A 19,218-nucleotide genomic window follows, 5' to 3' on the forward strand; every position below is an offset into this window, starting at 1 on the left:
TCCTGAGGCACGAAATGTAGTGGTCAACTAATTGTAGTGGTCAACTAATCCCGGACACGACGTTAAGTTTTTTCTCGGCCTGAGCTGGCGCCAGCCCACCGTTGAATTGATGGGGCAGAATCCCATCAGGTAATGGCTGATGTCTCGGTGCGCTTCTTGAGCCGTCATGTAGCCCACCCGAGTGAGCCATTGCCCTTGAAGCCGGATGGGTTCATGACGAGACGAATCGGGGCAGCAACGCGGCACGCCAAAACTTCGGCCCCTACGGGATGTAAAGCAGTCTGATATTGCTGTTACGACGCGTTCTGGAGGAGCTGGGATCTGGACTGAGCGGGAATGATGAGCTGTTGCTGGCGCGATGTAGAGTTGCCATTAATGCGATGAGGCCTGCAATTTGTTGGCGTGCTGGCGACCCAATCACGACGTGGCGAGGAGATTGGGCGCGTCCAGTGAGGCGGCTTTGAACACAACGTTGCTACCTCACTTCGATGGATTACAACCCGATGTCTTCGCTGAAGAGTTCGCCACGAAGTTGTAAGTCCAGATTGCAGCCCGGGGTAGCCTCCGCGGCCCTGCAGATATCCTGATTATCGCTTCCCGACAGGTACATGTTTGCCAGCGTAAATGTAGCATCTGCCTTCAGAAGCTTTGCCAGCCGTCTCAGTTCGTAATCGTGGCCAGACTCAATACCGTACCGGAATGGAATCAATTTCTCGCGAATCGCCTTCCCGTTCAACGGGCTGCCCAGGCAGGCTTGCTCGAATTCATCGCCGAACTGGAGCGCTGCGTGTAGCGAATCGCGCGCCATCTCAGGCGAGTCCAGTCGGCTTTCGATGAGGTTGGCAATCATATTGTTCACAGCGAAGTCCATCTTTCCAATGTGCGGCCCGTGATACTACCGGACAAAGGGAGCCACTCATCTCCGCGCAACGACTATCTCAACCGCATCAAGGCCGGTGCAGCGAACTTCGTTTGCGGGGCATCAAAGGACTCTATAGATCTCAGAAATCACCTGCATCGTTGCGTCTTCTATCGCTCCTTCATTACGGCATAAAACCCAGCCGTGATCTGCAATCGCTCGCTCGAACGCCTTGGTACAAGCGACATGTTCTTCCAGCTTATGGATCACCGTACTGCTCAGCCCACGCCGTCGTGCCGCTGCCCTCGCCCATGAAATATCAGGGGCGGTGACAACCCCGACATGCAGGTCTGGCACTCGCACGTTTCGATCAATGTTCAACTGTAGAATCTCTGCGAACGGAATTATCCGGCGAAACGCGGCATCAGACGGGTACCAGCGATCGATCAGGATGATGCTGCCTGGTGGCTGTTTAGCCAATACGTGCTGGGAAATCCAGGTACGGCTATCAGCAAAGCGCTCACAAACCCCCAACTCCAAATCCCGGGTGGGATTTCTGACGAGCTTGTTAACGAGGGCCATTGTTTCACCCCTATAGGGATCGCTTTTTTTCTCGCAAAGTCGGATAACCTTTTTGTTGTCTGCCCTCAGTACTTTCGTAACGGCTTCCAACAGTGTGGTTTTGCCGGTTCCCTTGGGCCCATCTAGAGAAACAAACAGCGAACGATTCATTCTTCACATAACGATTGATATACGTTTTTTTTGCCCGATTCGTTCGCTGTAATCGCTTGGCGCGACTACGCGAATCGAGTGGAGGGCCCTTATGAATAGATATTGATGAACACTCTAACCCGGTTTCTGGCTAACGGGCCTCAAAAAACCGGGGCTACAGCCGCTTATGAACATCGGTCATCGCCCACAAGTTAAATTATGTTTCTGAAAATTGATTGACTTAGTCGACTAGCCTTCAGTACTACCCGGAAGTAGTTCTGAGAATCCACACGGGTGATCATGGAAAATCGGGCATGATCACTGTTCTTGAACAGTCCTGTTTTCTGCACCGCTGTAAAGTCAGCTTCGGCATCGAGAGCAGCCAGCTACATTGGAAAAGCATTAAAGGCACCAGTGATTGGGCCATTGCTGGCAAACAGCCTCGATTCATCGCAATCAGTGGCATGGATTACGGAGAAACGCGTCACAGGCACGGAGGGTAATTTCAGACACTGAGATGGCCCGCTCAGCATTCGGCAGTTGATCGGTAAGCCATCCTCACAACCCTTTGATTTCCCTACTACTCGCACGAACATGGTGAGCAATCGTTGATTAGCGAAAAAATCCTCATGGAAACGCTGTCGCTCTTCTATTCACCGTTTCGCAGATTGCAGTCCAGTCTGCCCCGTATCGGTGCTCTCCTCCCCCTGCGACCCTCATCACAGACGATCTCAGCTGGTCATGGAGTATTTAATGCGGGGCCAGATGCCGTGGCTATCTGACTCGGCTGTTGTTCTTGTGCCACGAACCACTTTCAGGTTTTGCGATAGCTGAACACATAAACTGGACATGAGTCGTTGCCTGCCATCATCCTGCCCCTTCACAAAAAACCTACCTCTAGCCCAGGTTGTTTTGAATCAACGCGGTCGATGTCCGTTTTCGGCCCAGAGTGCCTAGAAAACCGGGGCGATTCGCGCTGATAGAGCATTACGCACGACTATTTGCTTTGTGCGCTCGACACTCGAAATGCAGCCAGGGCTACCGTCGGTCAGGCACTGAAATTCTTAATAAACTTTGACGCATTCAGTGTTTCTCACTCTATGTGGATACGACATTTTGTTGCATCCGCGACTGAACTGAGGAAGAGAATCATGGCTAATATTGGTAAGTCGAACCCAGGAAGCCTCTCCAAAGATCGTGAAAAAACTGACGCCCAAAAAAAAGGCGGGCATGCCTCCAGCGATGAGGCTATGAGAAAAAACCCCAGCAAGGCTCCCGACACGAGTAAAAAAGGTGGTCATCCAACACCCGGTGGTGGCCGCGGCCAATAGCTGATCAGTGGTATGGGGCGCACTGTGAAGGTGCGCTCCGTACCAACGGCACACAGGAAAGCTCGCGTAATGAGCCAGCACATTGTTCATTTCCATTGCCAAATAGACCAGGGAACGACCGAACGTTTTCGAGACCGCTGTCTGGAGTCCATCGACCAGGGCGCTTCATCATTACTACTTAACTTGTCGACGACCGGCGGCAGTACCAACTTCGGCTTCACCCTCTACACCTTTCTCAAATCCCTTCCTGTGCCAATCTCTGCGTTCAATGCGGGCAACATCGAGTCGATGGGCGTCGTCATGTTCCTCGCCGCGAGCGAGCGAATCGCAGCGCCATACTCACGCTTCCTGATTCATCCAATGACCTGGTATTTCAGTCAAAACTCGGTCGACCATTCTCGCCTGCGCGAGTACTTCTCCAGCCTGAATAACGATCTGGAGCGCTACGTCAGTATCTTTGAGCGCGAAACCACACAAGCCAGGAAAAAGCTCGATATCTTCAAATGCCTCAGTGCCGAAGAAAAGCTGATTACCGCCGCTGATTCGATCGCCATTGGCATCTCCCATCGCGTCGAGCAAATCGTGTTTCCCGTCGACGCCATCCATTGCAAGGTCGACGGCGTATGACGGAGCATGCGCAGTGAGTGTGTTGGGTACTGGATCTTTCGCATCGTGCGATTTTGCCCAATGCGAAAGATCGTGAACGGGTTCTAAAACGCGCGTATCAGCAGCCAGCCTGGCAGTTAACCTGAACGCTGGCCCGGCGGATCATTCTAAAACCGGTCATCCGAAATCGGTGTCGTACCGTAGTAGGCATGGATTTCCTTACTCCAGATCGGATCCTGCATATTAGGCCAGTTGTCCTTGTCGAACCCGGGTGCATTGGCGAGGCGTTCCTTGTCGACGCTCAGTACGAAGCGTTTATTTACGGTATCGAGCGTCAATGCGCTCCACGGCACGGCAAACAGCTTCTCGCCCATGCCGAGAAAGCCACCGAAGGACAGCACCGCATAAGCCACCCGACCGCTGTGCAAGTCCAGCATGATCTCCTTGATGTCCCCCAGATTTTCTTCCTTATGGTTGTAAACGTCATTTCCGATGAGAGTGTCTGCACCCATCAACCGAGGTCCGGGTCCCGGACTCATGTTGGGCTTGGTAGCAGCGCTGGCGGTGACCTTGTACATGCCATAGGTGTCGCGTTCTTCATAATTCATGTTCATCTCCTGGCAATAACCACGGGATCAATCGAGCGCAGCGTCAAACCAAGGTTTCGGCGCTGCGTTTGTTCATGCTGTACGCAACCCCGCGGGCAGTCTGTGCGCCAGGGCACGTTGCGAATGAGGAACGGAGCGAAACTTTATGTGGGTTGCCGTACAGACCCCAGACCTCTTTGGGATAACTCTCCTTAAGGTGCGCGTTGGACACAGTGTCCAATGCGCAGGTCTGTTACCTAAATAAAGCCACTGGAGATTCTCATGAACAAAGATCAAGTCAAAGGTAGAGTCAAGGAAGCTACCGGTACGCTCAAGGAAGCTACCGGCAAGGCTGTTGGCAATAAGCGCCTGGAGGAAAAAGGGATAATTGAAAAAAACGTCGGGAAAGTTCAAGCGGGCGTAGGCGATCTCAAGAATGACCTGAAAAAGTGAGCGAAGGAGTCACCCTTCTTATCCTGTTTGAACGAAATTACCGGATCAGAAACCACATTGAGCAACGTATCCGACCCCATATGCACGGCAAATGGGCTGATACTCGGGACAGCCTGAGGCGTAAAATCTCATGTCCATAGCCTATTGGTCGCTACTGATAGGTATCCTGCTCATCACCATGGTCTTGGCTGGAACGCTGCTCGCGCGCTTGTTGCTGAGCAGCGCCATGGTCTATTACGGGGGTTGGCCGTCACGCTAGGGACGTTGGGCGAGCCGATGCTCCTGCGCCAGCGCGGTATGCTCATCTGGTTCGGCATTCGCGGTATTGGTTCGATCTTCTACCTGATGCTTGCGCTGCACAACGGCGTGACCGGTGCCCTGGCGCAGCAGTTGATCACTCTGACACTGGTCACGGTGGCTGTGTCCATTGTGCTGCACGGTGTATCGGTGCGACCGCTGATGAAGTGGTATCGGAGTCGAAAAGCACGTGCAGTATGAACAAACCGGCAGGCACTGGTTGCCTAGGGCTGCTGACACGCTGAATCCCCTTTAGCTCACCAGGAGACCACCATGACCAGCAAACTCGACCAGCAATGCATCGATACACTGCGCTTCCTCTCGGTGGACATGGTGCAAAAGGCCGACAGTGGCCACCCCGGCTTGCCGCTCGGTGCCGCGCCGATGGCCTATGTGCTGTGGACGCGCTGGCTCAGGTTCAACCCGCACAATCCACAGTGGCCCGACCGCGACCGCTTCGTGCTCTCCGCCGGACACGGCTCGGCGCTCCTCTATAGCCTACTGCACCTCAGTGGCTACGAGCTTGAGCTGGAGGAAATCAAGCGCTTCCGCCAATGGGGCAGCAAGACGCCAGGGCATCCCGAGCGCGGGCACACGCCCGGCGTGGAAACCACTACCGGGCCGCTTGGCCAGGGCCTGGCCAACGCGGTCGGCATGGCGATGGCCGAGGCGCAACTGGCCGCCCGCTACAACCGTCCCGGTCACACGGTCGTCGACCACCATACCTACGCCCTCGTCAGCGACGGCGACCTGATGGAAGGCGTGGCAAGCGAGGCCGCCTCGCTCGCCGGCCATCTCGGGTTGGGCAAGCTCACCTGCCTGTATGACGACAATGCCGTTACTCTGGCAGCCGGCACCGCCATGACCTTCTCCGAGGATCGTGCGCAGCGATTCGAGGCCTACGGCTGGCACACAGTATCGGTGGCGGACGGCAACAACCTCATGGCGATAAATGCCGCTCTGCAGGCGGCACGGGCGCAAAGCACGCGGCCGTCGTTAATTCTCGTTCGTACTCATATTGGCTACGGCTCACCCGAGCAGGACACCTTCAAGGCCCACGGCTCGCCGCTCGGCGTGGACGACGTGCGCAAGACCAAGGAGAAGCTGGGCTGGCCGACCGAGCCGGACTTCCTGATACCGGCCGCGGCGTTAGTGCATTTTCGCAAGGCGGTGGAACACGGCGCGCGGAACGAGGCCGCCTGGCGGGTGCGAATGGACGCCTACACCAAGGCCTTTCCAGAGCTGTCCCACGAATTTGAGCAGCGCCTGAACGACGAGCTCCCGTCGGACTGGGATGCAGACATTCCGGTGTTTCCCGCCGATGGCAAGGGGCTGGCCACACGCGACGCCAGCGCCAAGGTGATCAATGCCATCGCGCCTCGGCTGCCAGCACTGAGCGGAGGCTCCGCCGACCTCGACCCCTCGACGAAAACCGCGCTCAAGGGCCTCGGTGACTTCAACCCGCCACCCACCACAGGCACGGACCGGCAAGGCTCTGACGTTGGCGGCTGGAGCCGTGCGGGTCGCAACCTGCACTTCGGCGTGCGCGAACATGCGATGGGCGCCATCGTCAACGGTCTTGCCGCACACGGCGGCTTCATTGCCTATGGCGCGACCTTCTTGATCTTCTCCGACTACATGCGCCCACCGCTACGCCTCGCAGCGCTGATGGGCCTGCACGTAGTGCATGTGTTCACCCATGACAGCCTGGCGCTCGGCGAGGACGGCCCTACCCATCAGCCTGTCGAACAACTGGCGAGCCTGCGCGCCATCCCGAACCTGGTACTGATCCGCCCCGCCGATGCCAATGAAACCGCGGTCGCCTGGCAGGTTGCGCTGACCACTCGTGGCCGCCCTGTGCTGTTGGTCTTGACCCGGCAAGCGTTGCCAACCCTGGATCGCAACCGCTACGCCACGGCCGATGGATTGCGCCGCGGCGCCTATGTACTCAGCGATGCGGCAGACAACAAGCCCGAACTGATCCTGCTTGCCAGCGGATCGGAAGTCGCCTTGATTTTGGCGGCAGGTGAACGCCTGGAACGCGAAGGCATTGCCGTGCGTTGTGTCTCAATGCCGAGTTGGGAGCTGTTCGAGGCGCTGCCGCAGACCGAGCGCGACGCTGTACTGCCGCCGTCAGTCGGTGCGCGGCTGGCGGTCGAGTTGGGCGTGCGCCAAGGCTGGGAACGCTATGTTGGCGCGCAGGGGGACATGCTCGGGGTGGAACGTTTCGGCGCCTCGGCACCGGCCGACATCCTGCTGCGCGAATACGGCTTCAGCATCGACAATGTCTGCGTGCGCGCCAAGGCTCTGTTGGCACGCCTTTAGGTTACTGAGTCAGCGCTCCATCCAGCGCGCCAAGCGTGACCTGACTCGTGGAGGCAAGCGAGTACGATTGTAGGCATCGGCGGCCTTGCGGATCGCCTCCGCCTGCGTGGGATAGGCGTGGATCACCAGGGCCAATGTGCGCAAGCCGACACCCGCCACCATGGCCAGGGTGATTTCGTTAATCATGTCGCCGGCATGGCGAGCGACGATGGTGGCACCGAGAATCTGATCCGTGCGCTCCCTGACGTGGATTTTCACGAAACCCTCCTCCTCGCTGTCAGTCACCGCACGATCGACCTGATGCATGGGAATAGTGAAGGTTTTCACCGGAATATCCTGACGGTTGGCCTCACGCACATACAAACCGACGTGAGCAATTTCCGGATCGGTGTAGGTACACCAGGGGATTACCAGCCGGCTCATCCGCTCGCGACCGCGCAGCAAGGCGTTCTGCACAACAATGCGGGCTGAAGCCAGGGCGGTATGGGTGTACTTGTGCTCAAGACAGACATCCCCGGCAGCGTAGATAAGCGGGTTGCTGGTGCGCAGGAAGTCATCGACACGGACGCCCTCACAGGCGTCGTAGTCGACACCGGCAGCTTCCAGGTTCAGGCCCTGGACATTCGGCGAGTGGCCGATGCCGGCGAGAATCGCATCGACGGCAACCGTATTGCGGTAATCGCCGCTGACCAGGTCGACCAGTTTCTGCCCACCCTCCACCACGCGCACGGCAACGACCTGGGTGTTCAGGCGGACCTCGATGCCGTCGCGAGCGAAGGCATCCGAGAGCAGTTGCGCGGCGTCCCGTTCCTCGTTGCCGAGGAACAGCGGCATGTCTTGCACGATGGTGGTTTGTGCGCCAAGCCGGGAGAAGGCCTGGGCCAATTCACAGCCAAGGGGGCCACCACCAATCACCAGCAGGCGGCGCGGCAACTCGGTCAGATCGAAAACGTTTTCGTTGGTCAGGTAACCGGCTTGCGCGAGACCGGGAATCAGCGGGATGTTCGGGGCCGCGCCAGTCGCGATCAAGGCCTTGCGAAAGCGCAGGGTCTGCCCATCGACCGTCAGCGAGTCAGCCCCCGTGAAGCGCACTTCGCCGAAGAACATATCCACGCCAATTGCGCTCAATCGTGCCGCCGAATCGCCGCCGCTGAGGTGACTGCGGATACGCCGTACGCGCGCCATCGCGGCAGCGAAGTCGACCTGAATGTCGCCCGGCACTTGCGCGCCATAGTGCCGGGCGTCGCGCATTTCGGCATACAATTGCGCCGTCCGGATAATCACCTTCGACGGTACACAACCATTGTTCAGACAATCGCCGCCGATAAACCTGCATTCAATCAGCGCCACCCTGGCGCCGAGCGCTACGGCGGTTTTCGCGGCGCCCAGACCTGCAGGTCCCGCACCGACTATCACCAAGTGGTAGCGCTCGGCAGCGTGCGGATTGACCCAGCGCGGCGGATGCACACTGGCCAGGCGCTGACGCTCATAAGCATCCTGCGGCGTGGTGATCGACCCATCGTAGTCTTGCGCCATCAGCCTGCTCCCGCAAATGGCGATTGCTGCAACCAGCCGCCGTGGAATCCGGCGCGCTGCAAACCGTCGCGGATGTAGGGACAGGCGCGCATCAGCTCCCAAATCCGTTGGCTACGATGGTTCTCGATCATCATCAGTACGATGCCCTGATCGAGCCCGTAGTGCCCTGGGGACACCCAGGGGCGCCCGCGGGCATCGGCGAGGCTCGGATTGAAGCTGCTGGAAAAGCGCCCTTCGGCGCACATTTCCGGGTAGCGTTCCATCATATGCCGCACCGCGTCGAGGACAATTTCCGGCGCAAACGGCAACGACGCCAGCACCGAAGGAGCACACAGTGTGCCGTCATCCGGCCCGTACGGTACGCCACGAGCGGCATAACCGAACAACCGCCGCGGCTCATTGGACAGCTGCGGCTGCTCGTCGCTCGGCCCATCGCACGCGGACAGGCCCCAGCAGTTTTCAGCGTAGCCGGCGAACTCATGCGGGTTACGCCGCGCGTACTCACGCTGGATGTAAGCGGCGCGCCGGCTGTTCTGGAAGTAGTCCGAGCACTTCTCACGCATGAAACCATCGTGGATGCCGCGAAAATCTATCCATGCATGGGAGAAATGGTGGATAAACAGCGGCCCGGCATAGAGATAGTCGTGGTCGTAGAGGTTTTCCCACTGATAGGTGGAGGTCCATGCCCGGTAGCAGTCGCCCACGATCGCACAGCTTGGCGAGCCGAGCGCCAGCACATACAGCAGGATGGCCTCGCTGTAGCCCTCCCAGCCGTAATGCAGGAATCCGCATTCGGGTTTCCAACCCTGCCTGATCGTCTCACCGTTGTCCTGCGCCCAGCGCCAGTCGATGCGTCGATAAAGAAAGTCGGCCAGGCCCCGCAGCTCGTTCTCGTCGGCCGTATCCGCGTCAAAATACACGCTTGCCGTCAACACGCCGGCGATCAGCAAAGCGGTGTCGATCATCGACAGTTCCGAGCGCCAAACCCGCACACCCGTATGGATATCAAGGAAGTGATAATAAAACCCTTTATACCCTGTCGCCGCAGGGCTAGCGCTTTGATCGCTGGCCTGGAAGAAACGCAGCGCAGCGAGGCTGAACCGCAGCGCATCGGCCCGTGTCAGCCAGCCCCGATCTACGGCCAGCGGATACACTGACAGGGCGAATCCGACTACCGCGATACTGACGGGCGAACCGGGACGCGAGGTGTCGGCTACCAGTCCGTTAAGCGGATTCAATGTTTGCAGGAAATAACCGAAGGCGGCACGCTGCAGGCGATCGAAAAGCGCTTCATCGGCGAGTGTGGACTGTAGTGTCCGCGAGCGGCGCTCAACCCTGTTCATCGGCATGTCGATGACCGAAGAGGTTTACGAGCGCCTACCCTGAAAGAAACTGACCGCCAGCAAAATCAGCGCCACGACCAACAGGACATGAATGAAGCCGCCCAGGCTGTACGACGTTACCAGCCCAAGTAACCACAGGACGATCAGGATGACCACGATTGTTTGTAGCATGACGATTCTCCTATTGTGATCCGGGACCTTCTGGACAACTCCAGATTGAACGCATCGGCAACATCGTTCTGTGCGCCAGCGTACCCATCAGAGAACAAGCTCCAGGCGATGCGCGCATCCGTCCAGCGGCACGCGAACGGCCCCTTGCTCGCAGGTCTGCAGTACCCCATCGAGCAGCGCCTGCTCGAGGCCCCGGCAACGTCGTCCGGCCGACTTCAGGCTGATCGTGTAGTCGCTGCCGTCCAGCATCAGGTGGGCTTCGAAACCCGGCCAGTGACGCGGGATGCAAGGATCGACAACGAGGAACACCCCCTCGCGGCGCAACCCCAGAATCCCCTCCACGCCGGCGCGGTACATCCAGCCGGCCGAGCCGGTGTACCAGGTCCAGCCACCCCGGCCGATATGCGGCGCAACGGAATAGACATCCGCGGCGATCACATAAGGTTCGACCTTGTAGCGCTCGACCTGCTCTGGCGTGCGCGCATGGTTGATCGGGTTGAGCAGCGCGAACAGCTCGACGGCCTTGTCGCCCTCCTCGAGTCGGGTCAACGCCAGAATCGTCCACATCGCCGCATGGCTGTACTGCCCACCATTCTCGCGCAGGCCTGGCGGGTAGCCTTTGATATAGCCGGGGTCAAGCGAGGTGTGCGCGAACGGGGGCGCGAACAGTAGCGCCAGGTCGTCGTCGCGGCGGATCAGCAGACGCTCCAGCGAGGCCATCGCCAGCCTGGCCCGGGCGGGATCGGCGCCACCTGAGAGTACCGCCCAGGACTGCGCGATGGAGTCGATCCGACATTCCTCGCACGCCGCCGAGCCGAGCCAGGTGCCATCGTCAAACGTCGCCCGGCGATACCAGTCGCCATCCCAGGCCTCACGCTCCAACGCTTCGCGCAGTAACCCCGCATGCGCCCGCCACCGCCCGGCACGCTGATCATCGCGGTCATCGGCCAAGGGCGCAAAATTTTCCAGGGTGCTCAATAGCAACCAACCGAGCCAGACACTCTCGCCCTGCCCGCCCGCGCCGACCCGGTTCATTCCGTCGTTCCAGTCGCCGCTGCCGATCAGCGGCAAGCCGTGGACACCGATCAGTGCCAGACACTGGTCGAGACCACGGGCGCAATGTTCGAAGAGCGAAGCCGACTCGTCTGCGGGCATCGGCTGAAAGAACGCGTCGCTTTCGCTGGGGTGCAAGTGCCGCCCTTCTATGAACGGCACGCTCTCGTCCAGCACCCCGGCATCCCCGGAGGACGTGACATAGTTGGCGCAGGCGAAGGCCAGCCAGACACGATCATCGGAAATTCGCGTACGGACCCCCTGCCCCGACTGCGGTAACCACCAGTGCTGCACATCGCCCTCGACGAACTGCCGGGCGGCAGCACGCAGCAAGTGACACCGGGTTTGCGCCGGACGCGCGAACGCCAGTGCCATGCAGTCTTGCAACTGGTCGCGGAAGCCATAGGCACCGCTGGCCTGATAGAACGCCGAACGAGCCCAGATGCGGCAGGCCAGGGTCTGGTAGAGCAGCCAGCCGTTGAGCAGGATATCCAGGGCACGGTCCGGCGTGCGTACCTGGACTGCACCGAGCACCTCGTCCCAGTGCCGTTTTACCGCTGCAAGTACCTCGTCCAGGTCACGCTCGCGGTAACGTAGAACCAGCTCCCGGGCAGCGTCGGTCGACTCGGCCTGCCCCAGCAAGGCCAGCACCTCGACAGACTCGCCGGGGGCCAGCTCGACGACGCACTGCAGCACCGCGCACGGGTCCAGACCGGCACCGCAGGTCCCGGACAACGATGCTCTACCAAGCAACGCCTGGGGAGCCGCCGGCCCGCCATGGCGACCGAGGAATTCGCGGCGGTCGGCGGTCCAGGCGCTTTGCCGGCCGCCGAGATCAGTGAATGCCACCCGTCCCGGGAAGGCGATACTCCATGGGTTGTGCGCCAGCAGCATGCCACTGGCGGCGTCGATCTCCGTTCGGATGAACGGCCCGGTGGTCCCGCGCGAGGTGCCGAGCACCCATTCCACATAGGCCGTCACCGACAGTCGACGTGGCCGCCCGGACAGATTGCGCAGGGTCAGTCGGGAAATTTTCAAGGGCTCGTCCAGCGGCACATACTGCAGCAATTGTGTCTGAATACCGTACGCCACATGGTTGAAGCGGCTGTAGCCGAAGCCGTGCGCCGCGCTGTAGACGCCGTCGTCGCGGATCGGCTGCGCGGTGGTGCTCCAAAGCTGGTGACTGTCCTCATCGCGGATATACAGCGCCTCGCCCGCCGGGTCGACGACAGGGTCATTGGACCAGGGGGTGAGTTGGTTCTCACGGCTGTTCTCGGCCCAAGTGTAGCCACTGCCATGCGCCGATACCTGAAAGCCGAACGCCGGGTTGGCGATCACATTGATCCACGGCGTGGGCGTCGTCTGGTCGCGCTCAAGCGTGATCAGGTATTCCCGCCCATTGCAATCAAAGCCTCCCAGGCCATTGAAGAACTCCAGGCCGTCATCCCCGACCGGTGCTTGCGGCAACGGCCACACCGGCATTGACGGAGGCTGGCGGGCGGCAATCCAGTTGCGCGGCGCAGGCATTGGCAGGCGCGCGAGCTGGTCTGCAATGGAACCACGATGGGCGATCAGCTCGACTCGCGCCACGGCTTGCAGCAATGCCCGTGTTTCAACGGTCATCAGGTCGGCTCGCAATGTGTAGACCGCACCGCGTCTGCGCTCCTCGCCAACGCGCAGACGAGACTGAGTGCTGCGCACTGCGGTTTCTATTGCCTCCTGCAGGTCCTGCACATAGGACGACGCCCGTTCGTTGAGGATGACCAGGTCGACATGCAGTCCCTTCATCCGCCAGTATTCACGGGCACGCAGCAGCTGACCGACCCGGGCGAGGTCCTCGACCTCGTCGATGCGCAACAGGACCATCGGCAGGTCACCAGAAATCCCTAACGGCCACAGCCCCGACTGGCACCCCGCCCCCCGTATGATGGCGGGTGCCGACGCGCGAAAACGTGGGTCGGCATAGAGAATCGGCGCGGCCAGGCGCTGGAAGTCCGCCGCCTCCTCGGAGTTGATGCCAAGGTCGCGCAACTGCACTTGGGCCTGGGTCCAGGCCAGGGTCTTGGCGCGCTCGAAGGCATTGCGTTCATGGTGCTTGTCGATCAGATCCAGTAATGCCTCCCGCGAGCTTGCGATCACCGTCCAGAAAGCTACCCGCGCTACTTTACCGGGCCCAACCCGCAGGCGTTGACGCAAGGAAAAGATCGGGTCGAGCACCGTCCCCTGGCTGTTCGACAGCGCTCGATGCCCGGTGATCGCCAGCGCCTCGCGCACACTACGGTTGCGGCCAAGGAAACGCATGCGGTCGGACTCGTACTGCGGGTCAGCGATCAGCTCGCCTTCCACCACCACGAAGTGCGCCGCCCATACTGGCGTTTCCTCCGGTCCGCGCGGACGCCGAGTGGCGACCAGTGCTGTGAATTCGGCGAGGTATTCGGTCTGCACGAACATTCGCGAGAAAACCGGATGCGCGCTGTCAGCGGCCCGGGTCGCCAGGACCACCTCGGCATAGGAGGTCAGTTCGATGTCGCGTGGCCGGCGCCCGTTGTTGATCAGCGAAACTCGTCGCACTTCGCCGTCGTCCTCGCCGGACACCAGCACTTCCAGGCTGGTCACCAGCGAGCCTTGGCGATGGATGAACTCGGCCTGATCCTCTTTGAACAGCACCTCGCCGTTTTCCACGTCGCGGCCGCTAGGCTGCAGCGTCGCCGACCAGGCTTCCCCGCTCTGGGTGTCACGCAGGAAGATGAAGCTGCCCCAGTCATCGCAGGTGGCGTCCTCACGCCAGCGCGTCACGTCGATATCGCCCCAACGACTGTAACCGCCGCCTGCCGAGGTGAGCATCAGTGCGTAGCGGCCGTTGGAAAGCAGATGGGTGATCGGCGCTCCGCCTCCCGCAGTGATGCGCCGCTGGGTCGGTGTTTCGCTACGGCCCTCGGTCGCGGAAACCGTCACCTCTTCGGCCCGTGGATGCGCCAGCACTACGTCCCGTGGCACGCGCTCCTGCAGCAGCAGATCGCAGGCCTGGATCATCGGTTCGCGGTGGAAGCGACAGCGCATCCTGCCATCGTGCAAGGTATTGGCGATGGCGACGATAGTCATGCCCTGATGGTGGGCCATAAAGCAGCGAACGATCGCCACGCTCTCGTCATCCGGCAGCCGTGAGCGGGTGAAGTCCAGCGCCTCGTAAAAGCCATAGCGGCCCTGCGCGCCCATCCCGGCCAGCCGCTCGTAATTGCGCCGCGCCGCCTGTGGATCGATCATCGCCGCCAGGCCGGTCGCATAGGGCGCGATCACCACATTCTCGGACAGCCCGCGTTTGAGGCCAAGCCCGGGCACGCCGAAGTTGGAGTACTGATAAGTGAACTCCAGGTCGCGGGCGTTGTAGGCGGACTCCGAGATCCCCCAGGGGATGCCCAACGAACGGCCGTAGGATTCCTGCAACGCCACCACCAGGCGATTGCTCTGTTCCAGCAGACTGCCAGCCGGCGCGCGCATCACCAGCGACGGCATCAGGTATTCAAACATCGAGCCGGACCAGGATATCAGCGCTGAGCCGCCGGGGACCGGCGTTGCGGTGCGCCCGAGACGGAACCAGTGACGAGTCGGGGCATCCCCCTTGGCAATGGCGAACAGGCTGGCCAGTCGTGCTTCCGAGGCGAGCAAGTCATAGCAGTTCGGATCGAGGCGATTGTCGATCTGGGAGTAGCCGATCGACAGCAGCTTGCGTTCGGGGTCGAGCAGGAAGCCGAAGTCCATTGCCCCGGCCATCGCCCGGGCTGTATCGGCGAGGGTCTGCAAGCGCTGCGCCAGTGTCGACCGCGCCTCGTCCGGCAACGTGCGGTCGCGCAGGTGTTCGGCCACTGCCTTGCGCAGCGCTTCGACCCAGAACAGCAAGTCATCGCCCTCGCCGACCGGAGCGACCCTGACAGCCACCTTGACGGCCTTCTCGGTCAGCCGCTTCAGATTCGGCAGCAGTCCGTCGAACGCTTGCAGYCCCGCCAAATGGACGCGGACGTCCTCCAGGTCTTCGCGCAGTTGCCGCAGCGGCTCGCCACCCGCGCCCGACAGCCTGGCAATGGCCTCCTGGACCAGCCACAGGTCGTCCATCAGGCCGCGGCAGGCCTCCTGCGCCAACGGGCTTTCCCGCCACTCCTCGCAGGCGTTGGCGAGCACGATCAGGTGCCCGGCGAAGTTGCCGCTATCGACCGACGACACATAGGCCGGATCCAGGGCGCGCAGGTCGCGGGTCGCATACCAGTTGAAAAAATGCCCGCGGTAGCGCGGCAGCTTCTCCAGGGTTGCTATGGTCGCTTCCAGGCGTTCGAGCGTCTCCATGCTGCCGGCCCAGCCAAAATCCCGGGCAGCGACTGCCGAAAGCAGGTAGAGCCCGATATTGGTCGGCGAGGTGCGGTGTGCGAGCACCGGTTTGGGCTGTTCCTGGAAATTGTCTGGCGGCAGCAGGTTATCCTCCGCTGTGACGAAGGTTTCGAAGAAGCGCCAAGTGTGCCGCGCGGTCAGGCGCAGTGCATGGGCGTCCAGCGGCGAAGCCGTACGCTGGCGGGCGACCTTCGATGGCCGGCTGCTGAGCAGAGCCAGCGCTGGCGCCGTCAGCCAGAGCAATGCCAGCGGCCCGACCAGCGGCCAGGAACTCGGCACTAAGGCCAGCCCGGCGGCGCTCATCAGCAGCGCCAGCACGGTGCCACCGGCCATCTGTCGGTAGCTGCCGCTCAGGTCTGGCAAAGGGCAGCTGGAGGCCTGCGCGGCGGTGGTCCATTCGAGCAGGTGATCGTGGCTGGAGAACACCCGCATCAAGGTGCGTCCGATAGCATCACCCATGCGCCATGCAAGGTCCGCCAAAAAGGCCAGCGAGAGCACAATCTGCAGAATCGCGCGGCGCAGGTCGGCACCGAGCATACCAAAGTGGTTTCGCAGACGGATGCCGCGCCGCTGCGGCAGCAGGGAGCAGGGAGCAGAGGGTCGGCAGCAGGGCCGGGATCATCAGGGTYGTCAGCACGAACAGTGTAGCGAGCAGCGCCAGGGGCAATGGCAGCCACCAGCAGAACACCAGACTGGCCAGGGCAAAGGGCGCGAACAACGAGCGACGCAGGTTATCGAACATCTTGCAGCGGCCAATCAGCGGCACCGCCTGGCCCCCCGTCCAGTGTCCGAACACCCAAGGAAGCAATTGCCAGTCGCCGCGCGTCCAGCGGTGCAGACGTTTGGCGGTGACATCGAAGCGCGCCGGGGACTCTTCGATCACTTCGACATCCGAGGCCAGGCCGGCGCGGGCGAAGATGCCCTCGAACAGATCATGACTGAGCAGCCGGTTGTCGCCGACCCGGCCACCGAGCGCGGCTTCGAAGGCATCCACATCATAGATACCTTTACCGGTGTAGGAACCTTCGCCGAAGAGGTCCTGGTAAACATCCGAAACCGCCGCCGCGTAGGGATCTATGCCGCCGGGACCGGAGAACACCTGCTGGTAAAAGGAACCCTTGCCGCCCAGCGGCAGAGAGGGCGTGACCCGTGGCTGGAGGATCGCGTAGCCGCTGACGATGCGCTTCAGCGCGGCGTCGAAACGTGGGTGGTTCAACGGGTGGGCCATTTTGCCAATCAGCCGCAGCGCGGCCTCTCGCGGAAGGCGGGTATCGGCGTCAAGGGTGATCACGTAGCGCACCCCGGACGGCACTCGCGGTGGCTCGCCGGCGATGGGCATGAAACTCGTCTCGCCACCCCCGCGCAGCAGGCGGTTTAGCTCGCGCAGTTTGCCGCGCTTGCGTTCCCAGCCCATCCAGCACTGCTCGCTGGCATTGAACAGGCGTCGCCGACAAAGCAAGAAGAAGCGCTGGCCGCCGGGCCCGGGCCCATAGCGGCGATTCAGCTGTCCGATCGCCTCGGCAGCCACCGTCAGCAGGTGCTCATCGCTATCGAGCTGCTCTTGCTGCGCATCGACGCCATCGGCCAGCAGGGCAAAAGCCAGATCGCCGCCGATACCCGCCAGATGGTGGACCTCCAGCCGCTCGATCTGCTCCAACAGGTCGGCTTCACTGGTCAACAGCGTCGGCACTGCGATCAGCGTACGTAGCGCCTGCGGCACACCGGCGGACAACTCCAACCCCGGCAGAGTAATGGCACCGAAACTCCAGGTGATCATGCGATTGACCAGCGCCGTGGCCACCTCGGTGACCGGCACGAACATCGACAGCAGGAACAACAGGATCCAGCCAACAGCCACGGACGGCACCGCCAAGGCCCAAGCCATTAGCGCCAGCAGCAGCGTGGTCAGCAAGAAAATGCCGCCAACATAGCCGCCGATGCCCAAGCGAATGTTGAAGCGGCTGATGCGAAGGCGCAGAGGMGCGCGAAAGCCTATGGCCCGCTCCAGCGCCGGGCGTCCCTCGGTGATCAGGTGGTAACCAGGATCGCTCGCTCGCCCGCCCCGCTCCTCGTCCTGCTCCGCGCGTTCGGCCAGGAGGGCGGCCTTCAAGGCCCGGTCGGCGACCTCCAGTTCCGAGAGCGCCGAGCCACGCGCCAGTTGCTCGATAGCGCTGCGATACAAGTTGCGCGTTGGGAAGTCCATGAGGGCAAACGCACTGCCCGCGCGCAAGCGCGCATCGACCAGGCTGACGCTTTCAAACAGCTTGGCCCAGTCAATATCGGAAATCAGCCGCATGCTGGTGATGATGTTGCGTACTGTGACATTCGAGGCGCCCTGGCGTTGCTGGGCATGCTGCACGACGTCCTCGATGCTAACGCCCTGTTCTTGCAGACGTTCGTCCAGCCAGCCCAGTGCCGGGGTCGTACGCGGATCCTGATCACGCAGGCGTTTGGCAAGCTGGGCGGCGAACAGCTCGGGCAACGGCCCGAGCGGACGCGCGGCGATATCTGCCAACGCCGCAAGGGCGCTGGCGGGTTCGAGTAAACGATCGGCCAGCTCGTCGGCGTCCGCACGGGCCGCACGGCCGTCGTCGATCTGCTCGGCGAGTCGGCGCAGGTTCTCGATCAGGACAATACGCAGGGTGATCGCCACAGCCCACAACTCGCCGATGGTCAGCGGCTGGACCCGCTGGTAGGCGTCGATGAAACATCGCAGCATCTCGAGGTCGAGGTGGCTGTCGGTATGCGCGACGAAGGCCCAGGCCAGGCCGAAGACCCTCGGGTAGCCGGCGAACGGTCCCTCGGCGAGCTTCGGTAACTGGCGGTAGTAGCCAGGTGGCAGATCATCCCGGATCTCCCGGATCTGTTCCTCGACGATGTGGTAGTTGTCCAGCAGCCATTCGGCGGCGGGCACCACGCTCTGGCCGCTCTCGAGCTCAGCGGCGCTCGCCCGGTAGGCGGCGAGCAGGATCGCAGCATTGTCGTCAAGGCGCACATTCAAGGACAGTACGGCGGGTGGCCTGAGGGTTACTTGCTGGGCGACGGCCAGGCTCGCGGCATGTTGCTCAAGCCGCTCAATACCGAAAAGCGCCTCCCGTATTGGCGCGTGGTCAGTCCATGGTGGTGACTCAGAACGCAGCCCAAACGCCCGGCGCAGGATCGAACGCGTCGATATCGCTGCGCTGTCCAGTCCTGCCGGGCCCCTGTCAGTCAAAGCCGTCCCATCAAGAGCAGCACGATGACGATGACCAGCACAATACCCAACCCACCGGTTGGTGCGTATCCCCAATTCCTGCTATGCGGCCAACTCGGGAAAGCGCCGATCAGCAGCAGAATGAGGATGATTACCACAATTGTGCCCAAGCTCATGACTATCTCCTCGGACCCATGGAAAAACGGGCTTGCTGGCTGTCACTCAGAGAGCACCCGGCCAACTGACTGATACCAGATTGCGCACCTTCATGGGGATCAGTCTGTACGCTGACGTACATAGTCCGTAAGGGACCGCAATACCTCGCCTCGATGGATCTCTTTGGTGAGTACCCATAGCAATTCGATTGTTGTCG

General features: G+C 61.2%; 15 protein-coding genes and 1 pseudogene. 6 read left to right on the forward strand and 10 right to left on the reverse strand.

All coding sequences use genetic code 11. The features are described 5' to 3' along the window. Positions 1–40: 40 nt before the first annotated feature. From AC1DHT_RS25675 to AC1DHT_RS25685, 3 genes and pseudogenes are all read right to left on the reverse strand, one after another. A pseudogene (locus tag AC1DHT_RS25675) lies at positions 41–270 on the reverse strand (IS3 family transposase); the annotation flags it as partial. A 223-nt stretch (positions 271–493) separates the two neighbouring features. After that, positions 494–859: a hypothetical protein gene (locus tag AC1DHT_RS25680; protein WP_146016089.1), complete on the reverse strand. Its 366-nt coding sequence runs from the start codon at positions 857–859 to the stop codon at positions 494–496. Between the two features lie 123 nt (positions 860–982). Beyond that, the gene (locus tag AC1DHT_RS25685) at positions 983–1,591 is read right to left on the reverse strand and encodes a dTMP kinase (RefSeq protein WP_427542533.1); all 609 of its coding nucleotides are present in this window, start codon (positions 1,589–1,591) and stop codon (positions 983–985) included. Between the two features lie 293 nt (positions 1,592–1,884). On the opposite strand from AC1DHT_RS25685, the gene AC1DHT_RS25690 reads away from it, so the two are divergent. The 3 genes from AC1DHT_RS25690 (at position 1,885) to AC1DHT_RS25700 (ending at position 3,528) form a co-directional block, all read left to right on the forward strand. Continuing rightward, a complete protein-coding gene (locus tag AC1DHT_RS25690; RefSeq protein WP_427542530.1) occupies positions 1,885–2,073 on the forward strand; it encodes a hypothetical protein in 189 nt (62 codons plus the stop codon). 648 nt (positions 2,074–2,721) lie between these two features. Then, the gene (locus tag AC1DHT_RS25695) at positions 2,722–2,901 is read left to right on the forward strand and encodes a general stress protein (RefSeq protein ID WP_427542528.1); all 180 of its coding nucleotides are present in this window, start codon (positions 2,722–2,724) and stop codon (positions 2,899–2,901) included. A 69-nt stretch (positions 2,902–2,970) separates the two neighbouring features. Beyond that, entirely contained in the window at positions 2,971–3,528 is a 558-nt protein-coding gene (locus AC1DHT_RS25700; protein WP_427542525.1) for an ATP-dependent Clp protease proteolytic subunit, read from the forward strand. 146 nt (positions 3,529–3,674) lie between these two features. Here AC1DHT_RS25700 and AC1DHT_RS25705 read toward each other — a convergent pair whose 3' ends face one another. Beyond that, complete coding sequence (locus AC1DHT_RS25705) at positions 3,675–4,115, reverse strand: PRC-barrel domain-containing protein (RefSeq protein WP_442114802.1); 441 nt, start codon at positions 4,113–4,115, stop codon at positions 3,675–3,677. A 261-nt stretch (positions 4,116–4,376) separates the two neighbouring features. Here AC1DHT_RS25705 and AC1DHT_RS25710 point away from each other — a divergent pair, with 261 nt between their 5' ends. From AC1DHT_RS25710 to tkt, 3 genes are all read left to right on the forward strand, one after another. Beyond that, positions 4,377–4,547, forward strand: coding sequence for a CsbD family protein (locus AC1DHT_RS25710; protein ID WP_427542519.1), 171 nt, complete (start codon positions 4,377–4,379; stop codon positions 4,545–4,547). Between the two features lie 297 nt (positions 4,548–4,844). Continuing rightward, a complete protein-coding gene (locus AC1DHT_RS25715; RefSeq protein WP_477761521.1) occupies positions 4,845–5,045 on the forward strand; it encodes a hypothetical protein in 201 nt (66 codons plus the stop codon). 72 nt (positions 5,046–5,117) lie between these two features. Then, positions 5,118–7,169 (forward strand): transketolase, encoded by a 2,052-nt coding sequence (tkt, locus tag AC1DHT_RS25720; RefSeq protein WP_427542513.1) that lies wholly within the window; start codon positions 5,118–5,120, stop codon positions 7,167–7,169. A 9-nt stretch (positions 7,170–7,178) separates the two neighbouring features. Here the strand turns inward: tkt and AC1DHT_RS25725 are convergent, their stop codons facing one another. The 6 genes from AC1DHT_RS25725 to AC1DHT_RS25750 form a co-directional block, all read right to left on the reverse strand. Then, the gene (locus tag AC1DHT_RS25725) at positions 7,179–8,705 is read right to left on the reverse strand and encodes a mercuric reductase (RefSeq protein WP_427542510.1); all 1,527 of its coding nucleotides are present in this window, start codon (positions 8,703–8,705) and stop codon (positions 7,179–7,181) included. Next, positions 8,705–10,054 (reverse strand): glucoamylase family protein, encoded by a 1,350-nt coding sequence (locus AC1DHT_RS25730; RefSeq protein WP_477761048.1) that lies wholly within the window; start codon positions 10,052–10,054, stop codon positions 8,705–8,707. Before AC1DHT_RS25730 ends, AC1DHT_RS25725 begins: the two co-directional genes overlap by 1 nt. 18 nt (positions 10,055–10,072) lie before the next feature. After that, the gene (locus AC1DHT_RS25735) at positions 10,073–10,219 is read right to left on the reverse strand and encodes a lmo0937 family membrane protein (protein WP_123585259.1); all 147 of its coding nucleotides are present in this window, start codon (positions 10,217–10,219) and stop codon (positions 10,073–10,075) included. Positions 10,220–10,306: 87 nt separating this feature from the next. Further along, a complete protein-coding gene (locus AC1DHT_RS25740; RefSeq protein WP_442114804.1) occupies positions 10,307–16,189 on the reverse strand; it encodes a glycoside hydrolase family 94 protein in 5,883 nt (1,960 codons plus the stop codon). Beyond that, on the reverse strand, positions 16,104–18,653 hold the full coding sequence (locus AC1DHT_RS25745) for a hypothetical protein (RefSeq protein ID WP_442114805.1): 2,550 nt from the start codon (positions 18,651–18,653) through the stop codon (positions 16,104–16,106). Before AC1DHT_RS25745 ends, AC1DHT_RS25740 begins: the two co-directional genes overlap by 86 nt. Positions 18,654–18,862: 209 nt before the next feature. Continuing rightward, the gene (locus AC1DHT_RS25750; protein ID WP_427542503.1) at positions 18,863–19,021 is read right to left on the reverse strand and encodes a DUF3309 family protein; all 159 of its coding nucleotides are present in this window, start codon (positions 19,019–19,021) and stop codon (positions 18,863–18,865) included. Positions 19,022–19,218: the final 197 nt, after the last annotated feature.

The organism is Pseudomonas sp. 05N432 (assembly GCF_056396945.1).